Genomic DNA, 22,667 nt, shown 5'->3' with positions numbered 1-22,667 from the left:
TTGGGGCAGCGGTGGCGGCGGGGCGTATTAGCCGCGATCGCATTCTGGCCTCGGTGGAACGGATTTGGCGGGCGAAGCAAAAGGTCATGGCGGCCCAGACAGGACTGGGGGGGGATTTCACCCGTGCCCTAGCCCAACCTGCTAGCCTCCGTTTAGTGGAACAAATCCTCACAGCATCTAACCGGGTGCGGGTCAATCAACCTTTGCTCCGGGCGGAGACACCTCAGTCGTGGCGCAATCTGATTGTGGTCGATCGCGCGTTGAATTGTCCTTTCCTCGATCGCCACACCCCAGCCCTTACCCTACCCAGTCAGTGGGGCTACGATCGGCTACATCTGGTGGATCAAAGCCTGGGGGACCCCAACTTTGCCAGCCTGGACCCCCTTCCCACCTTGGTGCAGTTATTTGTGCGGGGTAACCCGTTCCGGGGCAGTGCCATGCTGCTGCCGACGATCCAACCCTGGCTTCAGGCCCTCAGCGATCGTCAACACCTACGGGGGCTGGTGATCTATGGGAGTCCCTATGTGATGGACCAATTACTGCCCGTGGTGTCGCCAGCGGTTCCCTGTGTGTTTAGCTATGGTCAAATGCCCGCTGCCCAAGCGATCGCCCTGTCAGCCTTGGTCACAACGGCATAAACTTGCATCCACTGGGGTAGTCGTATCCCGTAGGGCAGTTGGGACAGGCAGGTCCACCACCCACCTTCATTAATCGAGGGTACCTTACAGCCTTTTTCACTCTACTGAGGTACAGCACCAGCAATGCGTATACCAGTTCTCAATGTCTTCTGATGAAACCTGCTTAAAAGCCGTCTCCAGTGCCTCGGCTCGCTCTGGATATAACCTAGCTTGAAGCGCTGACCTACACGCCAGTTTCATCAGCTAATAGCTGAGATAGTTCTGCCAAGGTAGCATCATTATGCTCTGCCACCAAGCGTGCCAGAACCGCCATTTGTTCACTGTTGAGTTTGGTCGGGGTTTGCTGTATCCGTACCTTGGGCATGATTTAGCCAGTGGTTCGATACTGTTTGAGGAGCTTCTGAACAAAGCTTTTCGTGACCATAAAGCGAGTTGCTAACTGTCGTTGCGAGATCGGTCCGATTCATAGACATCAATAATCTTTTAGCGAAATTCAGGCGAATGAGCTTTCATTGATGCTGTACCCTAAGGTGGTTTCCTTTGCGGATATTGTACTTATTAGCCTAGAAAAGGCTATATCTTACGAATATTTTAGGGCTGCTGTATGCCGTCAGGTGTGAGTTATCAAGGAGGTTGCGATCGCCTAAACATTGAGTGGACAGGATCAGTGATGCCCAAATCGCACACAAATATACAGTCAAATTTTGATGAGGAGGTTTACTAGGGCAAAAAAGTGTTGCGGTAAGCTTTTGGTGTGACGCCAACGGTCTGGTGAAATTGTCGGGTAAAGTGGCTGGGGTTGGTAAATCCGCACTGCAAGCCCACCTCTAAAATGCTCAGGTGGGGGTTCTCCAGCAATTTTTTAGCTTTTTCAATGCGCTGTTGGCGCACATACTGAAATGGCGCAATTCCCATTGTTTGTCGAAACATACGGCAGAAGTAGTACGGACTCATATTGGCAACAGTGGCCAGTTCTTGGAGGCTGAGGGGGTGTTGGAGATGTGCGTCGATGTATTCCAGGACTGGCAGCAGCCTGTATCGGGGCATCCCGCCGGTATAGGCTGGCCAGGTGAAGGACCGTGTTGAGTACTGCCTGAGGAGATGGGCGACCAGAGCGATCCCCAGAGAATCGCCATAGATGGGGCCAAGCGGGTGGCCGGACTCGGTATCGGCTTTGAGTAAGTGCAGGATCTGGCTGATGAAGGCATCACCATCATGCGACCAACAAAAGTTGAGTTCGAGGCGATCGCACGCCACCGCTTCATGGGCGGCCCTTTCCAGTAAAGCAGGCGCGATCGCCAGCACAATCGCCTGCGATCGATTTTGCCAGCGTGAGGCAAAGGGTAGGCCAGCCGGGATGATGGAGAGACTGCCCCTAGGAGCCATTTCCGAACGGTGACGACCGTCGATCCATCGTTCCCCGTGCCAGGGGCCAAGCAGCACACCGATGTGGTGGTGGGAGACGCACGCTTCAGGGATCTCCCAAGGCGGCGTGTCATGGTGTTCCAACACTAAGCCCTGCCAGTGCCCTTGGCTCAGGAGCAGCGGCGGGGAGGGTAATAGCTTGTCGTACTCAAGCCCTTGATGATAATCGAGCAAGGCAGGGGACTTCGGCACGGTGGCGGCGGCAAGGGTGGCAATGATTTTCTAAAATAATCTATTTTGCATGGCCCGTTGGAACTGGCCAGATTGACCCGATCGACCGAGCAAAAGGCAACCGCAGGCAAGTTTGAGCAAGGGTAGGCAAGACAACGCGATGGGAAGTCGCTAGGGTAGAGAGGTTCTTGGACGTTGATCGCAGTTTCTCGCTGCATCTCGCTCCATCGGTAAGGAGCTTTGTCAGGAGGCAAAGGCCTATCGACTGGCGAGTGGTGTCATTGAGGTGCTATGGCTGAAGCGTTTCCGTTTTACCAGGGGTATGACCGCTATCGTGCTCGGTATCCGCAGGCCGCGATCGCCCAAATTCTATCCGGTCTGACCGCCAAGCCCATCACTGCTGCCGACATCGGTGCCGGAACGGGCATTGGCTCCCGCCAACTGGCAGACTGCGGGGTGCAAGTCATTGCCGTAGAGCCAGGGGCTGAGATGCGGCATGGCGCGGTGCCCTATGACGGTGTGAACTTCGTAGAAGGGACGGCTGAGCAGGTGCCGCTGGAAACCGCATCGGTAGATTTAGTCACTGCCTTCCAAGCGTTTCACTGGTTTGACGTTGCCCAGAGCCTAAAGGAATGCCACCGCATCCTCAAACCCAAGGGTCGCTTAGCCCTCGTCTGGAACTTCTGGGATCAGCGCGATACCGTTTCCCGAACCTACACAAAATATCTGTACCAGGCATCCCAACCAGCGGATCAATATCTGAAACCGATAGAAACGCCCTCCCTCAAGGGGGTAATTAACGCCCTCCGTTACCAGCTTTTTTGGTTTGGCATTTACCTCCCTTATTTTGAAAACTTGCGACGGTACACCTTCACCTTTGAGCAGTTTTTAGATCTAGAGGGATTAATGGGGTTAGCCCGGAGTCAGGGGTTTACGCCGCAGTCAGGGGTGGCGCTAGAGCAACTGGAAACAAGGCTTGCAGAATTGTGCGATCGCCATGCCAACCCCCAAGGGCAGGTGCGCCTGCTCTACACCACCCACCTCTATTTGGCTCAAAGGAACTGATGTTAGGACAGGCCGATGGCGCAAGAAATCACCATTCCTGAACCCCTCTGGTCACTGCTGCGCTGCTGCGAAGTTCACTGCGTCGCCGCCTGCTGCGGTTTGGATGCCTTTGATTTTAGTCCTGAATATGTTCAGAACTGGATCGCGGCAACAGATGCTCAAACCCTCCGTCAGTTGCGTGATCAGTGGTGGAAGCTCACCCGTTCCATTACTGATGCAACCTGCACCTATTCCTCTGACCAACTCAACTTTTGGGGTGACTACACCGCCTGGAAAACCTTACTCAATCAGTGGAGAGCCTTAGTGATGGTACCTGAACAAGCCATTCCCATCTTAGTTTCACGGGATATTGCTAAAAGTGTTGACTTCTATCAAAACCTTGGATTTGAGCGTCATGATTCGAGCAATCCCAACGCGGATTATGCCATTCTCTACCGAGGTTCTCTGGAAATTCACCTTACTTTTTTCCCAGAGATTGTGCCCTCCGAATCCTATCTAGCCTGCTATTTACGAGTTATGCATATCGATGAATTATTCCAGGAATTCCAAACATTGGATCTACCCACCGCAGGGATTCCTCGCATTAGCTCCTTAGAAGACAAACCCTGGGGAATGCGGGAATTTCACATCGTTGATCCAGATGGCAACCTTCTCAAAATAGGTCAAGCGATCGCAGCTAAACAACACGTTCAGAGTTGGAAAAATGACAAATTATCGACTTGAAAACTTAGGTTGCGGTGGAGTACTTCGCCAGATTTTACGAGAAGAAATTTCAGACGCAGAAATCACAGCGATCGAATCGACCATTCGACCCTTTATTGCCATCGAAACCACACATTCTCAAGACAACTCCCCCCTACCCTGGGACAGCCATTTCGGAGGAACGCCCTATCTTCCGGTGGGCATGGATTATCCTCAGATTGACGACAAACCAGCCCCCTTGCTCGCCCAGTTTAACTTTGCTGAAGTTCCTCCCCTAGACGGGTTTCCCACAACAGGTATTTTGCAGTTTTATAGCGTGGATAAACCTACCTGGGAATGGAATCATACTTGGTTTGCCACCGAAGCACGAGCCTCGATGTCCTATCCAGAATTGATGGAATTAGCAGGGGCAAAAGTTCTCTTTTTCCCAGACCCGCTCCTTGCCGTTGCAGATCTCATCACCGACTTTAGTTTTCTCCCCCCCTTTGAGCATCCCATCGTCCCCGAACGACTCAGTTTGCGATTTCAAATCAAACTTGCCCCGATGGATGCAGGGGGGCTAACCACCTGGGTTGAAGCCTTAAAAACAAGCGAATTTTTTGCTGAAAACTATGACTACGCCCTGGGAGAACTCCGCGATCGCGCCAGCGATAATCCTTTGTTAGAAGAAGCACTATACCTTCTCTATGGTGATGGACACCGCTTAGGTGGCTACCCTGCCTTTAGTCAAGCTGATCCCCGTGCGCAATTGTTTCCTCTAGCGTTTGGTGAAAACTTTCCGCCCTACAAATTGCTGTTTCGCATGGTGGGGCAGCCGGGGGTAGAGTTGCATGATGCAATCTTTTATTTTTTGATTCAACCCTCTGACTTACAAGGTCAAAATTTCTCCAATGTTTTGTTTTATAGCGATCGCTAGTTAACTCAATTTCAGGAGATCAGAATGAAGCCAAATCCTAAACCCACATTTTCAGGGGGCAGCAATATTGCCCTAAAAATTCCTCGATTTCGGTTTGCAAAAACAGTTGTTTTTTATCGAGATACATTGCGATTACCTCACCTAGGACAACGGGACACCTCCCATGTGTTCCAGTTTGGCACGATGCGACTGTGGCTCGATGAAGTGCCCCACTCCAGCCAGACGGATGTGTGGTTGGAGCTATCCACCAACGACATAGAGGGAGCAGTAGCCCATCTGACAGCGGCCCAAACCCCGATTCGCGATGAATTGGAACCCTTGGGCGACTTTCGTGGCCACTGGATCTCAGATCCGGCAGGAGTGGTGCATCTCCTTTCCCAACAGGAGGAGGTGCAAACGGTATGAGTAATGGGTTGCCACAGTACTCAAGTGCCGAAGACTATTATCAGGCTGGGTTAGCGGCATTAGAAAATGGGGCTACCTGTCAGACCGCGATCGCCCTGTTGCGGCAAGCTGTTGAACTAGATCCTAAACACCTCGATGCCTGGTATGAGCTAGCCAAACAGCAGCGGGAAACGGGCGACTATGCCGCAGCCCTCAATGCCTGCGATCGCATCCTCGCGCTTGATCCAGACCACAGCCATGCTTGGGCCTGCCGCGCAGCAGCACTGCATGACCTCCAGCAGTTTACAGAAGCCATTGCAAGCTACGAACGAGCACTGGCGGGGTTTGCGGATCTGCCGGATGTTGATGTGTTAGATTACAGTGATCTCTGGGCGAACCGGGGTAGCCTGTTAGCCCATCTAGGACGATCAGACGACGCGATCGCCAGCTACGACCAAGCGATCGCCCTTTTAGAGGCAGAAGATGATCCAGAGAACGACCAAACATTAGGGACATATTACGGAGACAAGGGGAATATTCTGTTCAGTCTGGGGCGTTATGCAGAGGCTATTGATACCTACAACCAGGCTTATTTCCTAGAGGCAACAGCCCAGGAAAATCGCTGCAAAGCCTATGCCCTTCTAGGCCGAGAACAGGAACTTCTGGATGCCTATGATCAGCAATTGAGCGAATTGGCTGAAGGCAATAATCACCCGAATCCATATGGTGAAACGCCAGATTGGATCTGGAGACGCAAGGGTGATGTTTTCATGCAGGCTGAGCGTTATCAAGAAGCACTAGCCGCCTATCAAACCGCCTTCGAGCTAAATCCCGATTGGCATGATTTAGCCGTGAATGAAGCCTTGGGGAAATTGAATTATCCCCAGTCGGAAATTTTTACGCTGCTCTTGGAAAACTACGATCGGGCATTAGCACGCTATCCAGACAATGCCCAGCTTTGGTACAAACGCGCCATGTTGCTCAGCACCCACGCCGATCAAGCAGAAGCAGCACTGGCCAGTTTCGACCATTCTTTAGCCATTGACCCCAGTGATGTGGGCTGCTGGTATAACCGGGCCTTACTGCTCACCAAGCTGCAACGGCTAGAAGAAGCAGTGATCAGCTATGCAGGAGCATTGGCGATCGACCCTGACAACGATCGCTGCTGGCAGAATCAAGCCCTACTGCTGGAGCAGCTAGGACGATACGCAGCAGCCTTAAGCAGCTACAACAACCTGCTCGACATTTACAGTCGCACCCAACCTCCCCAAGCGGCTCTCTGGGTACTGGATAAACAAGCTGAACTGCGGCAAAGACTCCAACAAAGAGAGGACAATTCATGAAACCTGAACCACCAGACTACCCCACGCTGCTCGCCCGCAGTGTGGCCGAACTACGCTTCAAAACTCAAGCCCAAGACAACCTCTGGCTGCTGGGGCAGTGCCGTTGGGAGGTCGATCAAGCCCAGGGCACCATCCTGTTCACCAACCCCAAGGGACAGATCATTACCGCCCCGGTGCAAATCATCGGCACCTACAACACCCTGGATGGCACCTGGCTTTGGGGCTGGGATCATCCCTCTGTGGCACCCGCTCTCCAGCACCACGCCCGCACCCTGCGGACCTATGGGGAAGCCCAAGGCGTAGAACGACTCACCACCCGCAAACTGCACTGTTCGGAACAGGAAGCCTGGGAACTCACCGCCCTTGCCTGCTGCCTCTGCCACGCCGAGGGAGCCTATCGTGGCCCTGCGGGCACCACCTTGGTGTTCATGACCTTTGGCAAAACCACCCTCAGTCCAGGACGTTGATCAGGCTAACCCACAGAGGAGCGAGAATTGATGATCTGGTTTATGGGGTTCATGGGGCTATTGCTGCTGATTTATCTGGTGAATGCCATCAAGTTTGAATGGGATCATTCGGAACCTGACCCGTTGGCTCAATCCAAACAGACTTGGAGGCAGCGACGCGATCGCGCCCAGCGCATTCTGGCTCAAGGCGGTCCCCAAACCCTGGCGGAATACCTGGAAATTTTTCCCGATGCCTGCCCGCGCTGCGGCGGACGTAACCTCTACGAAAGCCTTACCCCTCGCCGCTCTTTCATCACCCCACTGCTCAGACACCGAAAGCCAAAGCGCTCCTGGGTTTGTACCCGCTGTGGGCATAACAACCTGTCCCAAAAGCCTGTGCAACCTGTGCGAAACCTCCGGTTGGTCACTTCTCCATGCCTATCAGTAGAAGCAGCCCAAGCCATCCCGGAATGGCCCTGGGCGCATCCCCCGGTACTCCCGGTTTATCTGCATAACGACAATGCAACGATGATGGAATTTGTGGTGGAAGTGCTGGAGCAGGTGTTTGAGTTGCCAAAGGATCTGGCGATTCAATGCATGATTCATACCCATCAACTCGGACGAAGTTTTGTGATTGCCCTACCCGTTGAGAACGCGCAGGAGAAAGTCGCGATCGCCCATCAGCGCAGTCAAGCAAAAAGATACCCCCTACGATTCACAGTTGAAAGTGAGTGGATATCAGTTTGAATGCAAAAGTGTTGAATCTTAAGATTTGCCTTCCTAAAGTTGACCTTGACCCCACGCATATTTAAGCGCTTGAAGAGGCTCCTCATGCTGGTTTGACTCTGAATCAGAACAAAGGAGAGCCAAATCGAAACAAATAGCAAACTGTTGAGGACGGGATAGTCATCCGTGGCGAGGTGACTCAGATGCTTTTTGACAATCTCAGGAAAGTTTGATATCATAATGCTGATAGTATTATAGTTTTTATAGCCTCTAGTTTACACGATTAGAGGTTGTTTTTTTTAGGAAATTTGCTGTCATTCAACATTTCTGGGTAACGAGGTGAAAAAACGTTGTAGCGAAGCAAAACGGTTGCGAAATGAGGCTGAAGCCGTTGTTGCCGCTGCAAAAGCGCGAGTAGAACAGATGATTTTGGGTGAGGAGACAGTGGAGTAAACATCTATATTTTGTGAGAGTTATGACCATGCAATTGCAACAAACAATTAAGTCCTTCATTCGTCCGGGAGAACAAAGCGGCTATGTCGCAGAATGTTTAGAAATCTCAGTCGTAACACAAGGCGAAACCCTGGACGAGGTGGTTAAAAACCTGCAAGAAGCCATTGCGCTCCATCTAGAGGGTGAAGATCCGGCAGAGTTTGGGTTAGTCGCCCATCCTTCAGTTTTAGTGACCTTTGAGTTACAACCCAGCTATGCCTAATCTTAAACGCCTTTCAGGTACTGAAATTGTTGACATTCTGGAGCAATTTGGCTTTCAGGTTTACAGTCAATGAGGGAGCCATATCAAACTACGTCGAGTCAGTGAGACAGACAAAGAAACGCTCACCATTCCTAATCATCGCCAGCTAGATACAGGAACTTGTCGAGCAATTTACAGGCAGGCTTGCCGCTACATTTCAGAAACAGAACTCTTCCCATATTTTTATCAGTAGCAAAACTTTATCAACAAATTAGGAGAATAAATTAGCAAAGTCCTACACGCAACCTACCACAACGGCAATTTAATTCTTGACGAAAAACTTGATGGAGCTTTAGAAGGTCAAAAACTTACCCTGATTCTGGTCTAGGAACCTGTTGCTTCCACCTCAACCGAGGCCAATTTAGAGGAGCGTAAACAAAAGTTCCTTGAAAAGCTAAAGACTTACTCAATCAAGTTACCTCAAGGTTATAAATTCAATAGAGAAGAACTCTATGACCGCAAATGTTTTCATTGATTCTAATCTTTGGGTCTATTATCACTCCATGAAACCTGATGAGAAACTCACAAAAACTAGAGATCTGATTCTGACAAATTTCAACTCAATTCTCATCAGCACCCAAATTTTAGGAGAGCTTTACTATGTCTTAGTACGGAAGAGTATGGCTCGCAAGCCGATGCCAGAAGAGTGATTGAAGATCTAACAACAGAATTCACAACGATTACCGTTGATGTCAATCATGTGTTCGGTGCGATTGATGTGTCAGAACCTTGGAGGCAAACGATTGGCGATGATTTTGGTTAGTAATACGTCGCCCATCTTTTACCTGTCCACTCTTTGAACACTTGCAGCACTGCAATCAAGCGGTCGTGACGCTGACCTTCGCCGAAATCGAAACCTTAATGGGTTGTTCACTGCCGGAATCCGCACGGAAGAAGAAAAACTGGTGGAGCAATCGAGATAGCCCTAGTGCCCTGCAAGCGATCGCACGGGTAACAGCACTGACTCTCGTGCGATCGGCTCATAAAGGTCTTAGGAACGCTCAAAAGCCAGGGAAACCCGATCGCCCCCGATCGCCCGCATCATCCTCAGTAGGGCCGCTACCTGGGCATAGGTGAGATCGCGATCAGCCCGCAGGACCACGAGTCCCTGGGGATTGGCCGCCAGATAGGCCCGCATGTGTTCTGCTAAGTCCTGATTACTGATCTTCTGATTGTTTAGAATTACCTGTCCGTCAGCATCCAACCCGACGACCAATGGTTCAACAGACGGAGCCGTTGGCGCGGCTGGAAGTGGCCGATCGCGATCGTTGGTCGGTAGCTTGACATTGATCATTTGCTGCCCCGTCAGGGTCATGGCAATGATGATAAAAAAAGTCAGCACTGTCATCAGGACATCCAGCATGGGCACTAGGTTGACTTGGGGTAGGGCATTGGGGGAGGAGGATTTAAACCGCATCGGCCTGACACCTATCTGGATTTCAGAATGACTTGAGGCGTTGCCGGCTAAAGCCGCAACGACAAACGTTGCATCATTAAATTATGCGCTGCACTAGTGTAATTTCAAGAAGGCCGTCCCCTCCTTAATGCCTGCATCACTGCCGTAGCTTGTAAATACCAGGGTTTCCAGGTGATCAAACACGGGTTTACCCGCAAACTCTAAGAGCCGAAAAATGGGGAGCTTTTGGATGATCGCCGTCCGTCCCTGTTGCCAATTGAGATAAACCAGGCCGTCATTGGGGGTAGATAGTTGGGCGATCGCTGTTGCCAGGGGGGACTGGCGATCGGTAGGCATAGACGCAGTGGCGAGGGCTGCACTCATCGCCTCTAGGGACGTGGCAAATACCTCATACTCGCCCACCGTTGTGTGAACCCCCAAGACATCGGCCTGAATCGCTGGTTTCTCCTCATCGCGACGGGCAGAACGCTGCTGGGTTGTCGTCGTCAGGCGCGTCCAGGCATACACCTGACGGTCCCCCAGGGGAAAGGGGCCGGTGCTAAACCCCTGATCTTGGGCTACTGCATCCAGGTGGGCGATCGCCGTTTCGATGGGGGCCGAGCGTTGGGCAATGAACAGCCAGTCGGGCGGGGCCATTCCTTCCGCACGGGTTGATAGGGCTTTCGGCAAGAGGCCGATCGCGTAGTCCCCCTGCACCCAACTAAAGATATCGGCGGGTAAATCTAGCCCCCGCCGCTGGCGTAGATTCTGGACCAGTTGGGTCACCGCCTGTTCCACTGGGGGATAGCCCTGGAGATCGGCTTGAAGTTGCTGCCAGAATTGCCGGAGATCGGTCCCGGCCATGACCAATGCACTCGACGCGGGCACATACTGGAGGGCGGCCACTGGCGCCATGAGGGCCGCCGGTTTACTGGGGAGGGTTTGGCCCACCGCTGGCAGGAGGGCCGTATCGATCCGGACGCCCTGGCGGGTCAATCCCAGGTTGAATGCCACTGCTCCGTAACGGGGACCCGCCGCTGCCGTCGGCACTTGGGAATTAGGACGCCCGATCGCCTGCTGCCAGGCTTGCAGTTGTCCGAAGTTCACATAGGCCAGCCCAATTCGGGGATAGGCCAGGTGTTCGAGGGCCTGTTGATAGGTGGGGGTACGGGCCAAATTGAGGTCGGGGGCTTGCAGGTTATTGATGGCATCGCGCAATACCTTGGGGCTATTGGCCAGAAGCACCCACCGATCGCCCACCACGGCGGTGGCTAGGGTCTGCATGAAATCGCGATCGAAGGGCGTGTTCTGAGCACGATCGTCGGGGCTGGGGGGGGGGCCGGTCACATCCCCATAGATGAGCGTTACGCCCTTGTAGTCTTCAAAGACCAACTCGGTGCCTGCCCCGGCCTGTCGTTGCCAAAATCGTTGCAGCCAGGTCCGACTTTGCGCCGCATTCCGGGTCGCAAGGGTCGCTAAATAGCCAGGTTGGAGTCCCGTACTGGCATCATAGTCAATATCCGGCGTCATCACCGCAAACGTGATTTCTTCCCCCAGCCAGGGTTGAATATCCCGTTGGTAGTCCCAATCCAGACCACTGCCCCCCAGGAGCCGTTGTTGCAACTTCCCAAACGCCGATCGTACCTGCCGTCGTTGGGCCGGTGCCACGGCGGCCTGACCCGCTGCGGCCAAGCGATCGGGGTTAACCAGGAGGGACATCATCAGGGGGGCTTGCTTCGCCACGAGCCAAGCAGCGGTGGGCTGGCTGCGGACACCCCCTCGGACCAAACCCAGGGGACCCGCAGATAGGATGGCATAGGCCCCGCCCCCTCCCAGGAGGAGCAACCCAGCGGTGATCGTGGCTAGGACAAAGAAGAACGAGCGACGTTTCATGGCAATTAAGGGCAATTAATGACGTTTCTGGGCAGGCTCAACGTCTAGACATCTGTCGTGAACTAGTGCCATTATTCCACCCAGGGTGGCAGACTCACCCTAGGGATTTGCCAAAGGTAACGCTGAACCATGACCGTTGAACTGCCCGCTTCCCCCCCCGCCACCACCCAAACCCGTAAGGCTGATCACATTCGCATTTGCCTAGAAGGGGATGTGCAATGCCAAGAGGTGACAACGGGCCTAGAGCACTATCGTTTTCAGCACTGCTGTCTGCCAGAGTTAGACCTGGCTGATCTGGACATTCGGACCCAATTTCTCGGAAAAGCCCTAGGCGCACCCCTGTTAATCTCTTCGATGACGGGGGGAACGGAGCAGGCCAAGGTGATCAACCAACGACTGGCCGCGATCGCCCAAACCTATGGCTTGGCGATGGGGGTAGGGTCGCAACGGGTGGCGGTGGAAACCCCCGATCTGGCCCCTACGTTTCAGGTCCGGGCCTTGGCCCCGGATGTGCTGTTACTGGCAAATCTGGGTGCGGTGCAGTTGAACTATGGGTATGGCCTCACCGAAGCTTGCCGCCTGGTGGATTGGTTGGAGGCCGACGCCCTGATCCTGCACCTGAATCCGTTGCAGGAATGTATCCAGCCCCAGGGGGATACGAATTTTCGGGATCTGTTAGCTAAGATCGCCCAACTGTGTGAACACCTCCCCGTACCCGTGATTGCCAAGGAAGTGGGGAATGGCATTTCAGCCCCAATGGCGCAACGGCTTTGGGAGGCTGGCGTCCAGGCGATCGATGTGGCGGGGGCGGGGGGCACTTCCTGGGCCAAGGTGGAGCGGGAACGGGCCAAGACGCCCTTGCAACGCCGCCTAGGCCATACCTTTGGCGATTGGGGTATCCCCACGGCTGAGTGTATTACTGCCATTCGAGCCACCCTGCCTACGGTGCCCCTGATTGCCTCCGGTGGGCTGCGCAATGGGTTAGAGGCGGCCAAAGCGATCGCCCTGGGAGCCGACTTGGTGGGTTTCGCCCGTCCCTTTCTCCAGGCGGCCTGTGAGTCGGAGGAAGCCTTAGCCTTCCTGGCTGAGGCCCTGATTGCCGAACTGCAAGTGACCCTGTTTTGTACAGGTAATGCAACCCTAGGGGATTTGCAGCGATCGCGATCGTTGCTCAAACACGTCTGAGCAAATCAGGTCGTCAGTAGGGAGACCCCCAGCCCTGCTTAGGCTGGCTCCCCCGCTGGGGCGATCGTGCCATAGGCTGCTGCGGTTTGTTGGGCATCCAGCTTAAGGATAATGGTTGCCAGGGGGGGTAGACACAGATCGAGGGAATAGGAGCGATTATGGAATGTCCACTCATCCGTCCATTTACCGCCCAAGTTACCCATATTACTCCCGCCGTATTTACGGGCATCACTATTCAGCAACTCGGTATAAAACCCCGGATCAGGCACTCCAATGCGATAGTGGGAATGGGGTTGGGGCGTAAAATTACAGACAGCAATCACACATTCTCCCGTTGTCAGCGATCGGCGTAGGAATGACACAACACTATGGCGATTGTCACTACAGTCAATCCACTCAAATCCCCCTGGTCCTGAGTCCTGATCATACAGGGCTGGTTCACTGCGGTAGAGGCGGTTTAAATCGCTCATAAAATCCTTCAGTTTTTGATGGGGTTCATATTGGAGCAAATGCCATTCCAAATCGCCCCAAACATTCCATTCACCCCACTGGCCAAACTCCATACTCATAAACAAGGTTTTCTTGCCGGGATGGAGGAACATATAGGCATAAAGACAGCGCAGATTTGCGAACTTTTGCCACTCATCCCCTGGCATCTTGCCGAGCATATTGCTCTTGCCATGAACGACCTCATCATGGGAAAAAGCCAGCATATAGTTTTCGTGGTGGTGGTACCACATACTAAACGTGACATTATTCTGGTGGAATTGACGAAACCAGGGGTCCATCATGAAATAGTCCAGAATATCGTGCATCCAGCCCATATCCCACTTCAGGTTAAAGCCCAACCCGCCCACATAGGTTGGCCAGGATACCATTGGCCACGCGGTAGATTCCTCCGCGATCGATAAGATGCCGGGATAGTAGCTAAAAATCAGGTGATTAACCTGGCGAATAAAATCCGTGGCCTCCAGGTTTTCCCGTCCGCCATACTGGTTGGCCACCCATTCGCCTTCCTCCCGGTTATAGTCCAGATAAAGCATCGAAGCGACGGCATCCACTCGAATGCCATCAATGTGGTATTTATCAAACCAAAACAGGGCATTGGCCACCAGGAAATTGCGCACCTCATGGCGACCGTAATTAAAGACCAGCGTTCCCCATTCCTTATGTTCCCCTAGACGCGGATCGGCGTGTTCATACAGGTGGGTTCCATCAAAATAGGCCAAGCCGTGACCATCCTTAGGAAAGTGACCTGGCACCCAATCGATAATGACGCCAATGCCGTGCTGGTGACACTGATCGACAAAATACATAAAATCCTGGGGCGTTCCATAGCGAGAGGTGACGGCATAATAGCCCGTTACTTGGTAACCCCAGGAACCATCAAAGGGATGCTCGGCGATCGGGAGTAATTCGATATGGGTAAACCCTAGCTCGACCACATAGGGCACCAGTTTTTCCGCCAGTTCCCGATAGGTTAAAAAGCGGGCACCGGGTTTGAGATCCGCGACCTGGACAACTGGCGCTATGGTTCCATCTGGATACACATAGGGGTCTGCCGATGAAGCGTGTAACCAGGAACCAAGATGGACTTCATAAATAGAAATGGGTTGGGTGAGGGCATCCGTCTGCCGCCGTTTTTCGAGCCAGTCCTGGTCATGCCAGGTATAGCTGTCGAGATCGGCCACGATCGAGGCGGTTTTGGGACGCACTTCCTGCTGAAAACCGTAGGGGTCAGATTTTTCATAAATGTGCCCCTCGGTATTTTTAACTTCGTATTTATAGGTGTCGCCTGGTTGGAGTTCGGGGATAAATAATTCCCAGATTCCATTATTTCGCCGCTGCATTTGGTGCTTGCGGCCATCCCATTGATTAAAGTCACCAATGACCGAAACATTTTTCGCATTGGGTGCCCACACGGCAAAGTACACCCCACTCACCCCATTAATAGTACTCGGATGGGCACCCAGTTTTTCATAAATCCGATGGTGATTGCCCTGGCCAAATAGGTACAGATCAAAATCCGTAAGATGGGGCGATCGAAAGGCATAGGGATCGTGCAGATAGCGATCATGGCCATTTTCTCGTACCCGCAGTTGATAGTTTTTTAACTCCGCGATCGGCAATTCACATTCAAAAAAGTGGGGATCATGCACCGACTGCATGGCAAATTCCTGCCGTTCCTCCGGCAGTACAACCCAAGCCGCACTCGCATTCGGCAAGTAGGCCCGCACGACCCAGACCTCCTGCCCCTGAACATTAACCGCATGGGGACCGAGGACAGCAAAGGGATCTTGGTGCTGATTTCGGATCAGGCGATCAATCTGTTCAGTGGGGAGGGTCATGGCTACTAGGTTCCTGAAAAGCGTGGGCAGGGTGGACAGGTTAAGGCTTGAGGGCTGGATCGCAAATATGGGATTAGGGTAGACAAGAACCAGGTGACTAGAAATGGCCTCAGGCTAAACGGTGCTAGGGATCGGGGAAGATCGCTCCCCGCGATCGCAGGGATTGTTCGCTCTCGCTGGTAAGGCCAGGATTGTTGCCGAAGCGGGCCTGTTTGACCTGGGCGTGGCCGAGATGGGTGCTACTCAGGTTGGCTTCTCGGAGATTAGCCCCCTCTAGATCGGCACCGCTGAGGGTGGCCAGGGCCAGACTCGCCCGATAAAAATCGCTGTGGCGCAAATCGGCATTACTGAGGTAGGCCCCACTTAAGTCGGCCCCACTGAGCTTAGCATCCCGTAGGATGGCATCACTGAGATCGGCGTCGCTGAGATCGGCACCGCGCAAATTCGCCCGTTCGAGTTTGGCTCCACTCAGATCGAGGCCATTGAGATTAGTCCCTCGCAGGTTCCCCCCGGCAAAATCCCGCAAAAGGTCCAATTCTGCGAGAGCCACTAGGTCGGGAAAGCGATCACTGGCAGCAGCCATAATCTTATCAACGACTGGCTGGATGGATTGTAGGCTGACCTCCGTGGGGGTGGGGACCAGCGCCGTGGTTGGGAGCCGCTCGGCAATATAGCTAATCTGTGCCCAACTCAGGTAGGGATGAAACCGAGGTTCTACCAGGGTCCAGACTAGTTTGCGTTCGAGGACTGCGTGCTTGTTGGGGCTAATATCATGCCGCCACAAGCCTTCGGCAGCCGTGAGGTGAATATCTGATGGCAGCACAGTGAAGCTAATTAGGACCCGACAGTCGGCTGAGTCGGGGTGAAGTTGGCCCAATGACAGGGCCGCGATCGTCCCGTTGAGGACAGTCAAGTCTACGGTTGACACCAATTGCCACTCATAGGTTTGGGGACCCTCGCTTACCCGCCGCACACTGATGGGCATTTCTGGATCGGCAGCGACGGCCAGGGAGGGCTGCAAACGCCCCTGTTCAATGCCCAAGGTCAGCACCCCACCCGACAAGCCAAACTGTGCCCGGTGCTCGGCCTGGACTTCCCAGTGATGGCCAAACTGTAAGGTGAGTTGTAGGTCCAGAGGCGGTAGACGATCCGCATCAGCACTGGACTGTGGGATAGGGGTACCTGTTAAAGGAACTGCCGCTAGGGTCACGGTCAAGTAATCGGGATAGCGATTCTTAACCACAATGTGAGGGGCGACTGGGGAAGGTTGGGACATTACAGAAGCGAACCGTGAACGGGTCATAATACACACAGTTCACTCTAGAACATTTTCTCGACAAATACGCATGACCCAGCAGGAGAAAGCATTGTGCGACGATCGCGCCGGGTTGGCTCATCTGCTCCTGCCAGGAACTCAACTGGCTCTAGCGATTGTGCCTCTAGTGGTTTATCAAACGCAGTGCGACCCAACAAAGCCATTAAACGTGCTGGGTCTCGCCCACTCGACACCAACCTACACCCCCTCATTTTAGAACTGACAGACTACTAGTAGCTCGAAAAGTAAATTCTGCAACGTTCGTAGTGCTGGCTTTAGCCTGCAACGACTAAAGTCGTTACTACCAACGTTGCGAAACTTTATGTTCGCTGTACTAGCTCCATCAGTCTTGCTTCGGCACTGGCTCGCACATACAACCCATCTCTTGCTCGTAGAGCGTCAAGCTTTGGGTAGTCACGGTCTCAGTCGTTGCGGGCTGAAGCCCACACTACAAACGTTGCATGATTCATGGTGCGCCGCCCTAGGCACTGCGTAAGTTACCCAGGGCTGCCTGGGCCTCTCGGCGTAAACCGGCAGCAATGCGAAACAACTCTTGGCCCGTATGCAAGTGCTGATCGTTGTAGTTAAAGGGAAAGGCTTCCAACTCATCCAGACCATCCCCAACCCGATCGAGGCAATAGTAGAGATGAACCGCGACTCCGGCTGCGTGCTTGGGATTCGGGCGCGATCGAAATTGGCGTTGGGCTGCCTGCCAATCCGATCGACACGATTCCAGATAATCTTGAAACGCCAGCATCAAATCATCATCAAAGGGATCAGCCGCTAACTCATCAATCTGGGCACGCAGTGAGGTCAGAATCCCGTAGAGCAAGCGATCAACGGGGGTATAAACCTGCTGGAGCCAATCTTGCCATTGTTGGTCACAGGCTTGGTTTTGCTGGCGTTGTTGCCGATGGTGCTGTTGAGCGGTTGCCGCGCGTTGGGATTGGCCCGTCCAGGCCGACGTGTAGTTGGGTTCAGCCCCGTGGGGTTTCCCCTGGTGATGGAGCCGCCGATCGTAGACCGATCGCTGGCGGGGATTGCCTAAAACCTCATAGGCCGCATTGACCTGGGTGAGGCGGACCGGATCGGCGGTTTCCCGATTATTATCCGGATGGATACGCCGGACTAATTGACGATAGGCTTGTTTGATCTCCGCCTGGGTGGCGGTGGGGGCGATCGCTAACACCTCGTAATGGGTTGGGGATACCATAGCGCGACAGTTAGATGTAATACATCAAGTTACGTTGGCGTCTGGCATCCCGTTGGGTGGCTAAATCCTGTAAGGTATAGCGCTGGAAGACAGAATCCACTGCCGATTGGGCTTCTTGCCAAACCTCATGAATAATTGTACCTTCAACGGTTTGGCTGGCTTGCTTAGGGTCAGCGGCCTGGGCATCCAGCCCTTCAATGCAATTGATCACATCCAGCAGGCTAATTTGCCAGGGATCACGGGCTAGCGTATAACCCCCCTTTGCGCCCCGCTGCGATCGCACAAACCCACCCCGGCGCAAGGTCGCCAGTAGTTGCTCCAAATAGCGATCGGGGATGTGCTGCTGGGCAGCAATCTGGCGGATTTGTAGGGGTTCCCCGCTCTGATAGGTCCCCACCAACTCCAGCAGCGCCAAGAGGGCGTATTCGCTTTTACAAGAAAGTTCCACGGGCTGTTCTATCAATATGCCCCTATCAGTATATCCCGGTTCTCCACTGGGGTATGCAGGTTTAAGTTTTATGCCATGAAAAAACCTCCCTCAGGGGTAAGGGAGGTCTCGAAGTTAACTCAGAACTAGGCGGTTGCTAGCTCTAGTTTAGGGGTTTAGAACTGGAAGGTGGTGCGTAGCGTACCGACCCAAACCGTGTCGTTGTTGCTGTTGTGGTTCGGGTTGGTGATCACGTAAACACCAGGCGTAATCGCGATGAAGTCGTTCAGTTGGAACTTGTAGAAACCTTCAATGTGGATGGAGGTATCTTCATCTTCAAAGGCGCTGCCACGATCGTTGTTGGTGACCTTGGGGGGCATACCCACCACTAGACCACCCAGGTTACCTTCCTTGCCGAGGTCGGGGAAGGCCAGCACAGCGGCCCAAGTCCACATATCAGCACTGCGGCTGGAACCCGATTGCTGATGAGCATCCCCAAAACCAACCCAACCACCGAAGGCAAACTTGGGCGAGATCCGCCAGTTAACCATCCCGTTGTAGGTATTCGAGGAGGTGGCGCGTGCCCCAAAGGGAGCATTGGCATTCCAGCTACCCGTCAGTGCCGACAAGGCCGGCAAATCCCCACCCGGATAGTAGGAGTGGGTGTAGGCAAACCCAAATTCAACGTTTTCGCTCGGCGCGAACATCAATTGACCCACAATGGTGTTGTCACCGTTGAACAGGCCGTTCTTGTCGGACGGATTACCGGCATCACCCGCTAGGTAAGCCGCAGTTAAGGCAACCTTGCGATCGTTGCCGAACCAGAAGTTAACCCCAGCCCCAGCGTTGGAGGCGGTACCCGCACGATAAACAAACGGATTGCGATCGGCGAACCGAGAAATCGCGTTGATCCCATCTCCATAGACTGGGTTGAAGGTGGTCGGCGAGATATCATCGAAGTCCAAACCAGCGGTACCAATCGTCACCTGGACGCGATCGCCCATCGGGAACTTGTAGTACAACTGACCGAGTCCAATATCGTTACCGTTATCAAACGCGTAGCTCAGGGTAGACATTGGAGTACCCGTCGCATTGATGAAGCCATTGGTGTTCCCGGCATCAAGTCGGGTCCACAACAGATCTTCACCCGTGAAGGTGGTGGCTAAACCAAGACGAAGACGATTGCTGAAGACCGTATTGTCATCAACACTGCCACGGTTACCTGTAAAGCCAAAAACGATGCTGGCTTTGTCAGTTCCAAAGGCGTTGCTCAGGCCGAAGATGGCTTCACCGCGCAGCTTGGTGGTGGTGGAGAATTGGGTGGCTTCCAATTGGGCGGTGCGGGCTTCCAGGTTGTCAACCCGACCCCGCAGGGTGGCCAATTCAGCCGCAAATTCTTCTTGTAGCTTTTGCAGAACCGCTAGATCTTCCTTGGTGGCCAGATCCGCAGTTGCCGCAGCAATCAATTCATTAACCCGATCTAAACAAGCGTTCAAACCGGCAGCAAACTCAAACCGAGTGAGTGCCCGTTGGCCACGGTAGGTGCCATCGGGATAACCCACGATACAGCCATACTTTTCAACCAGGGACTGTAATGCTTGGAAAGCCCAGTCGGTGGGTTGAACATCGGACAGTTGGGTCACCGAGGTTACTTGGCCGATGCCTTGTTGACCTTGGCCTTCACGGCTGTAGGTCCGAACCTGGTCGAGCGTTGAAGTATCCAGTTGAGAAACCGATTCAACGTGCGGTTGGGCAACGACGGCATCTGTGGACAGGGTGGGCAACGCTTGGGCTACTTCCAGAGGAGCAGCCGTTTCAAGCGTGGGAACCAGAACGGCTCCTTCGGTACGGGTTTCGTTAGCCAGGGCCGTCGCCGATAGGGCAAGGCTAGCACCGAGAAGGGCGGGGGCCGCCAGAAGTGAATTTCTTAAAAACTTGGACGTCATCATTTCGTTTCCTCACACCTTAACCGAGACAGCTCCGAGGAAGATACCTATCGAGTATATAACTCCTCTGAGAATTCTGCACCCATCTTAGCCGATTTTTTCCAAAATCTGACATCTGTTTTACAGTAAAGTGCTACAGAGTCGGGTAACAGCGGGCTAAACCCTTAGGAAACCCCAGCTAAAATTAGACTAAATTAGACTAACCGATAGGCTTTGCCGCAGACTGAGGATACCCTTACTGTACTCTAACCGCCAGCAATTGCCCACTCTGAATCTGTGCTTAAATCCTGCTGCGCCCCCCTAGAGCGACCCCCTAGATGAGCCGAGAATTAGGGCCAATTGACGATCGCATTGACAATCGCTTTGACTTTATTCAAACCCTCCGAACTGAGCGACAGGATGCCCAGGGCTGGCGATCGCTCCGGGTGTTCAAACCAGATCAGGCCCTCGGTTATGCTCCAGGGGGGTGGGTTTGGCAGGGCGATCGCCGATTGCTCAACTTTAGCAGTAACGATTATTTAGGCTTAGCCACCCATCCTACTCTGATTGCCGCAGCCCAGGACTATGCCCAGCGTTATGGCGTAGGGGCGACGGCGTCGCGTTTGGTTACGGGGAATTATGACATTCATGAAGATTTGGAACAGGCATTAGCCCAAGCCTGTGGCCGGGAGGCGGCCTTGCTCTTTAGTTCTGGGTTCCAGGCCAATGCAACCCTCCTGCCGGCTCTGCTCACCCGGTATTCTTTGATTCTGGTCGATCGCCTGAGCCACCACAGCGTGTTGCACGGTGCGATCGCCAGTCAGGCGCGGCTCAAACGCTACCGTCACAATGATCTCAATCATCTAGAAAGCTTACTTCAGCAGGCCAATCGCCAATCCTACGATCGCTGCTTGATTGCGACGGAGAGTGTGTTCAGCATGGACGGCGATCGCTGTGATTTGGCAGGTCTGGTCGCCCTAGCTGATCGTTATGGTGCGCTTCTCTATATAGATGAGGCCCACGCTTGGGGAATATTGGGACCAGGGGGGATGGGGTTAGCCGCGTACCAGCCACGGGTAGACCTGGTGTTGGGGACCTTTGGGAAAGCCTGGGGGAGCTTTGGGGCCGTTGTTGCCTGCTCCCGATCCCTGCGGGATTACCTTATTAATATGTGTCCAGGCTTTATCTATACAACTGCCCTGCCACCGCCGATCGTCGGTAGTCTACACGCAACCCTGTCTCTGATGCCCCAGTTAGAGCAAGCTCGTCATGCCGTGTTGGCCAATGCGGGCACCCTGCGGGCACGCCTACAGGCAGTAGGATACGATACGGGCCAGTCGGATACACAGATTGTCCCCCTCTGGCTTGGTGAAGCTCGGCGGGCGCTGGCGTTGGCCCAATGGTTGGAAAACCAGGGTATTCTGGCGATCGCGATCCGTCCCCCCACTGTTCCTGCCGGGACCTCACGGTTACGGCTAGTCGTGACAGCCCAGCACCAGACCCAACACCTTGATCTATTATTAGATGCGATTTGTGCATGGCCGGGATGACAAATGGAATGACAAATGGAATGACGAGATGGAATGACGAAATTGCTGGAAGTGATGGCCTATCATGGCTGGGGATTTACGGCCCACTGTTGGCAGGATTGGCAGTCCCGGTTTCTAGCGTTGGGCCAGTGCCAATGGCATCACTACGATCGCGGTTATTGGGGTGAACGACAGGCTCCCCAGTTTTCGGCTACGGATAGCCATAAGGTTGTATTGGCCCATTCCTATGGCTTGCATTGGTGGATATCGGATTGGCAAGGATCGGGATTGTTGACGGATATTGACCTACTGGTGATTTTTGGCGGGTTTCAGCACTTTCATCCGTCGGAACCGAAGGCCAAGCGGCGATCGCAGCGGGTGCTACGCCAAATGATCACCCAGTTAGAACAGGACCCCCTGACTGTCCTGCACCAGTTTTACCAGAATTGCGATTACCCGGACGCAATGCTCCAGGGGGGACGCGACGCGAACGCAGACACCCCAATGCCGACCCTTGACCACGCCCTGCTTCTCAGGGATTTACAAGCTCTGGATCAGGCCCAGTTAGACTTAACCCCTCTGCGCCAAATTCCGAGAATCGTTATTTTTCAGGGATTACAGGATCGGATTGTGCCCGTCGCCCAAGCGGAGCAGCTATGGGAACAGGTGCAATTCTCCAGGGGAGAAGCGACGCAATTCTCTACGGGAGACGCTGCGCGATCGCTGCCTTCAGAGACTTGTCAATATATCCCCCTCGCAGGTGGCCATGCGCTCCCCTTTACCCATCTGGCGGCGTGTTGGGCGATCCTCCAACCGATACTAGCCGATACGATTCTCTAGAGGAGACACTCCGCAAATGGGGACGA

22 protein-coding genes and 2 pseudogenes are annotated in these 22,667 nt (G+C 53.6%); 14 read left to right on the top strand and 10 right to left on the bottom strand.

Annotated features, from left to right (window positions below; translation table 11 throughout):
- A pseudogene (locus ACWIUF_RS05110) lies at positions 1–638 on the top strand (beta-glucosidase); the annotation flags it as partial.
- A 223-nt stretch (positions 639–861) separates the two neighbouring features.
- Here ACWIUF_RS05110 and ACWIUF_RS05105 read toward each other — a convergent pair.
- Positions 862–1,002, bottom strand: coding sequence for a hypothetical protein (locus tag ACWIUF_RS05105; protein ID WP_448571180.1), 141 nt, complete (start codon positions 1,000–1,002; stop codon positions 862–864).
- A gap of 356 nt (positions 1,003–1,358) precedes the next feature.
- Positions 1,359–2,255, bottom strand: coding sequence for a helix-turn-helix domain-containing protein (locus ACWIUF_RS05100; protein WP_448571179.1), 897 nt, complete (start codon positions 2,253–2,255; stop codon positions 1,359–1,361).
- Positions 2,256–2,525: 270 nt separating this feature from the next.
- On the opposite strand from ACWIUF_RS05100, the gene ACWIUF_RS05095 reads away from it, so the two are divergent.
- From ACWIUF_RS05095 to ACWIUF_RS05065, 7 genes are read left to right on the top strand one after another with little or no spacing between them, the layout of a single operon-like run.
- Positions 2,526–3,299, top strand: coding sequence for a class I SAM-dependent methyltransferase (locus ACWIUF_RS05095; RefSeq protein ID WP_448571178.1), 774 nt, complete (start codon positions 2,526–2,528; stop codon positions 3,297–3,299).
- Positions 3,300–3,314: 15 nt separating this feature from the next.
- Positions 3,315–4,022 carry a DUF6331 family protein gene (locus ACWIUF_RS05090; protein ID WP_448571177.1) on the top strand — a complete coding sequence of 236 codons (708 nt, stop codon included), beginning with the start codon at positions 3,315–3,317 and terminating at the stop codon, positions 4,020–4,022.
- On the top strand, positions 4,003–4,917 hold the full coding sequence (locus ACWIUF_RS05085; protein WP_448571176.1) for a YwqG family protein: 915 nt from the start codon (positions 4,003–4,005) through the stop codon (positions 4,915–4,917). Before ACWIUF_RS05090 ends, ACWIUF_RS05085 begins: the two co-directional genes overlap by 20 nt.
- Before the next feature lie 24 nt (positions 4,918–4,941).
- Complete coding sequence (locus ACWIUF_RS05080) at positions 4,942–5,322, top strand: hypothetical protein (RefSeq protein ID WP_448571174.1); 381 nt, start codon at positions 4,942–4,944, stop codon at positions 5,320–5,322.
- Positions 5,319–6,644, top strand: a complete 1,326-nt coding sequence (locus tag ACWIUF_RS05075) for a tetratricopeptide repeat protein (protein WP_448571173.1) — start codon at positions 5,319–5,321, stop codon at positions 6,642–6,644. Before ACWIUF_RS05080 ends, ACWIUF_RS05075 begins: the two co-directional genes overlap by 4 nt.
- On the top strand, positions 6,641–7,111 hold the full coding sequence (locus ACWIUF_RS05070) for a DUF6882 domain-containing protein (protein ID WP_448571172.1): 471 nt from the start codon (positions 6,641–6,643) through the stop codon (positions 7,109–7,111). Before ACWIUF_RS05075 ends, ACWIUF_RS05070 begins: the two co-directional genes overlap by 4 nt.
- Before the next feature lie 30 nt (positions 7,112–7,141).
- Entirely contained in the window at positions 7,142–7,837 is a 696-nt protein-coding gene (locus ACWIUF_RS05065) for an ATP-dependent Clp protease adaptor ClpS (RefSeq protein WP_448571171.1), read from the top strand.
- Positions 7,838–7,854: 17 nt separating this feature from the next.
- On the opposite strand, the pseudogene ACWIUF_RS05060 reads toward ACWIUF_RS05065, so the two are convergent.
- A pseudogene (locus ACWIUF_RS05060) lies at positions 7,855–8,055 on the bottom strand (IS4 family transposase); the annotation flags it as partial.
- A gap of 242 nt (positions 8,056–8,297) precedes the next feature.
- Here ACWIUF_RS05060 and ACWIUF_RS05055 point away from each other — a divergent pair.
- The 3 genes from ACWIUF_RS05055 to ACWIUF_RS05045 all read left to right on the top strand — a co-directional run bounded on the left by ACWIUF_RS05055 (position 8,298) and on the right by ACWIUF_RS05045 (position 9,647).
- Complete coding sequence (locus tag ACWIUF_RS05055) at positions 8,298–8,531, top strand: type II toxin-antitoxin system HicB family antitoxin (RefSeq protein WP_448571170.1); 234 nt, start codon at positions 8,298–8,300, stop codon at positions 8,529–8,531.
- Between the two features lie 82 nt (positions 8,532–8,613).
- Entirely contained in the window at positions 8,614–8,763 is a 150-nt protein-coding gene (locus ACWIUF_RS05050; protein ID WP_448571182.1) for a hypothetical protein, read from the top strand.
- A gap of 572 nt (positions 8,764–9,335) precedes the next feature.
- Positions 9,336–9,647, top strand: coding sequence for a DUF7662 domain-containing protein (locus ACWIUF_RS05045; protein ID WP_448571181.1), 312 nt, complete (start codon positions 9,336–9,338; stop codon positions 9,645–9,647).
- Here ACWIUF_RS05045 and ACWIUF_RS05040 read toward each other — a convergent pair.
- A complete protein-coding gene (locus ACWIUF_RS05040) occupies positions 9,562–9,987 on the bottom strand; it encodes an ExbD/TolR family protein (protein WP_448571169.1) in 426 nt (141 codons plus the stop codon). The genes ACWIUF_RS05045 and ACWIUF_RS05040 overlap by 86 nt on opposite strands.
- A 93-nt stretch (positions 9,988–10,080) precedes the next feature.
- Entirely contained in the window at positions 10,081–11,859 is a 1,779-nt protein-coding gene (locus tag ACWIUF_RS05035; RefSeq protein WP_448571168.1) for a DUF3352 domain-containing protein, read from the bottom strand.
- 129 nt (positions 11,860–11,988) lie between these two features.
- On the opposite strand from ACWIUF_RS05035, the gene fni reads away from it, so the two are divergent.
- Entirely contained in the window at positions 11,989–13,044 is a 1,056-nt protein-coding gene (fni, locus tag ACWIUF_RS05030) for a type 2 isopentenyl-diphosphate Delta-isomerase (protein ID WP_448571167.1), read from the top strand.
- A gap of 38 nt (positions 13,045–13,082) precedes the next feature.
- On the opposite strand, the gene glgB is transcribed toward fni, so the two are convergent.
- From glgB to ACWIUF_RS05005, 5 genes are all read right to left on the bottom strand, one after another.
- Positions 13,083–15,392, bottom strand: coding sequence for a 1,4-alpha-glucan branching enzyme (gene glgB, locus ACWIUF_RS05025; RefSeq protein WP_448571166.1), 2,310 nt, complete (start codon positions 15,390–15,392; stop codon positions 13,083–13,085).
- 124 nt (positions 15,393–15,516) lie between these two features.
- Complete coding sequence (locus ACWIUF_RS05020) at positions 15,517–16,668, bottom strand: pentapeptide repeat-containing protein (RefSeq protein ID WP_448571165.1); 1,152 nt, start codon at positions 16,666–16,668, stop codon at positions 15,517–15,519.
- A 520-nt stretch (positions 16,669–17,188) separates the two neighbouring features.
- Positions 17,189–17,920 carry a J domain-containing protein gene (locus ACWIUF_RS05015; protein WP_448571164.1) on the bottom strand — a complete coding sequence of 244 codons (732 nt, stop codon included), beginning with the start codon at positions 17,918–17,920 and terminating at the stop codon, positions 17,189–17,191.
- A gap of 10 nt (positions 17,921–17,930) precedes the next feature.
- On the bottom strand, positions 17,931–18,368 hold the full coding sequence (locus ACWIUF_RS05010; RefSeq protein WP_448571163.1) for an RrF2 family transcriptional regulator: 438 nt from the start codon (positions 18,366–18,368) through the stop codon (positions 17,931–17,933).
- A 155-nt stretch (positions 18,369–18,523) separates the two neighbouring features.
- Positions 18,524–20,296, bottom strand: a complete 1,773-nt coding sequence (locus ACWIUF_RS05005; protein ID WP_448571161.1) for an iron uptake porin — start codon at positions 20,294–20,296, stop codon at positions 18,524–18,526.
- 314 nt (positions 20,297–20,610) lie between these two features.
- Between ACWIUF_RS05005 and bioF the strand changes: the two genes are divergently transcribed.
- Together bioF and ACWIUF_RS04995 are read left to right on the top strand one after the other, a co-directional pair.
- Positions 20,611–21,822, top strand: coding sequence for an 8-amino-7-oxononanoate synthase (bioF, locus tag ACWIUF_RS05000; protein ID WP_448571160.1), 1,212 nt, complete (start codon positions 20,611–20,613; stop codon positions 21,820–21,822).
- 33 nt (positions 21,823–21,855) lie between these two features.
- A complete protein-coding gene (locus tag ACWIUF_RS04995; protein WP_448571159.1) occupies positions 21,856–22,641 on the top strand; it encodes a hypothetical protein in 786 nt (261 codons plus the stop codon).
- Positions 22,642–22,667 lie beyond the last annotated feature (26 nt).

The sequence above is a fragment of the Trichothermofontia sp. genome, from assembly GCF_053493415.1.
This window is presented reverse-complemented; position numbering and strand designations above follow the sequence as displayed.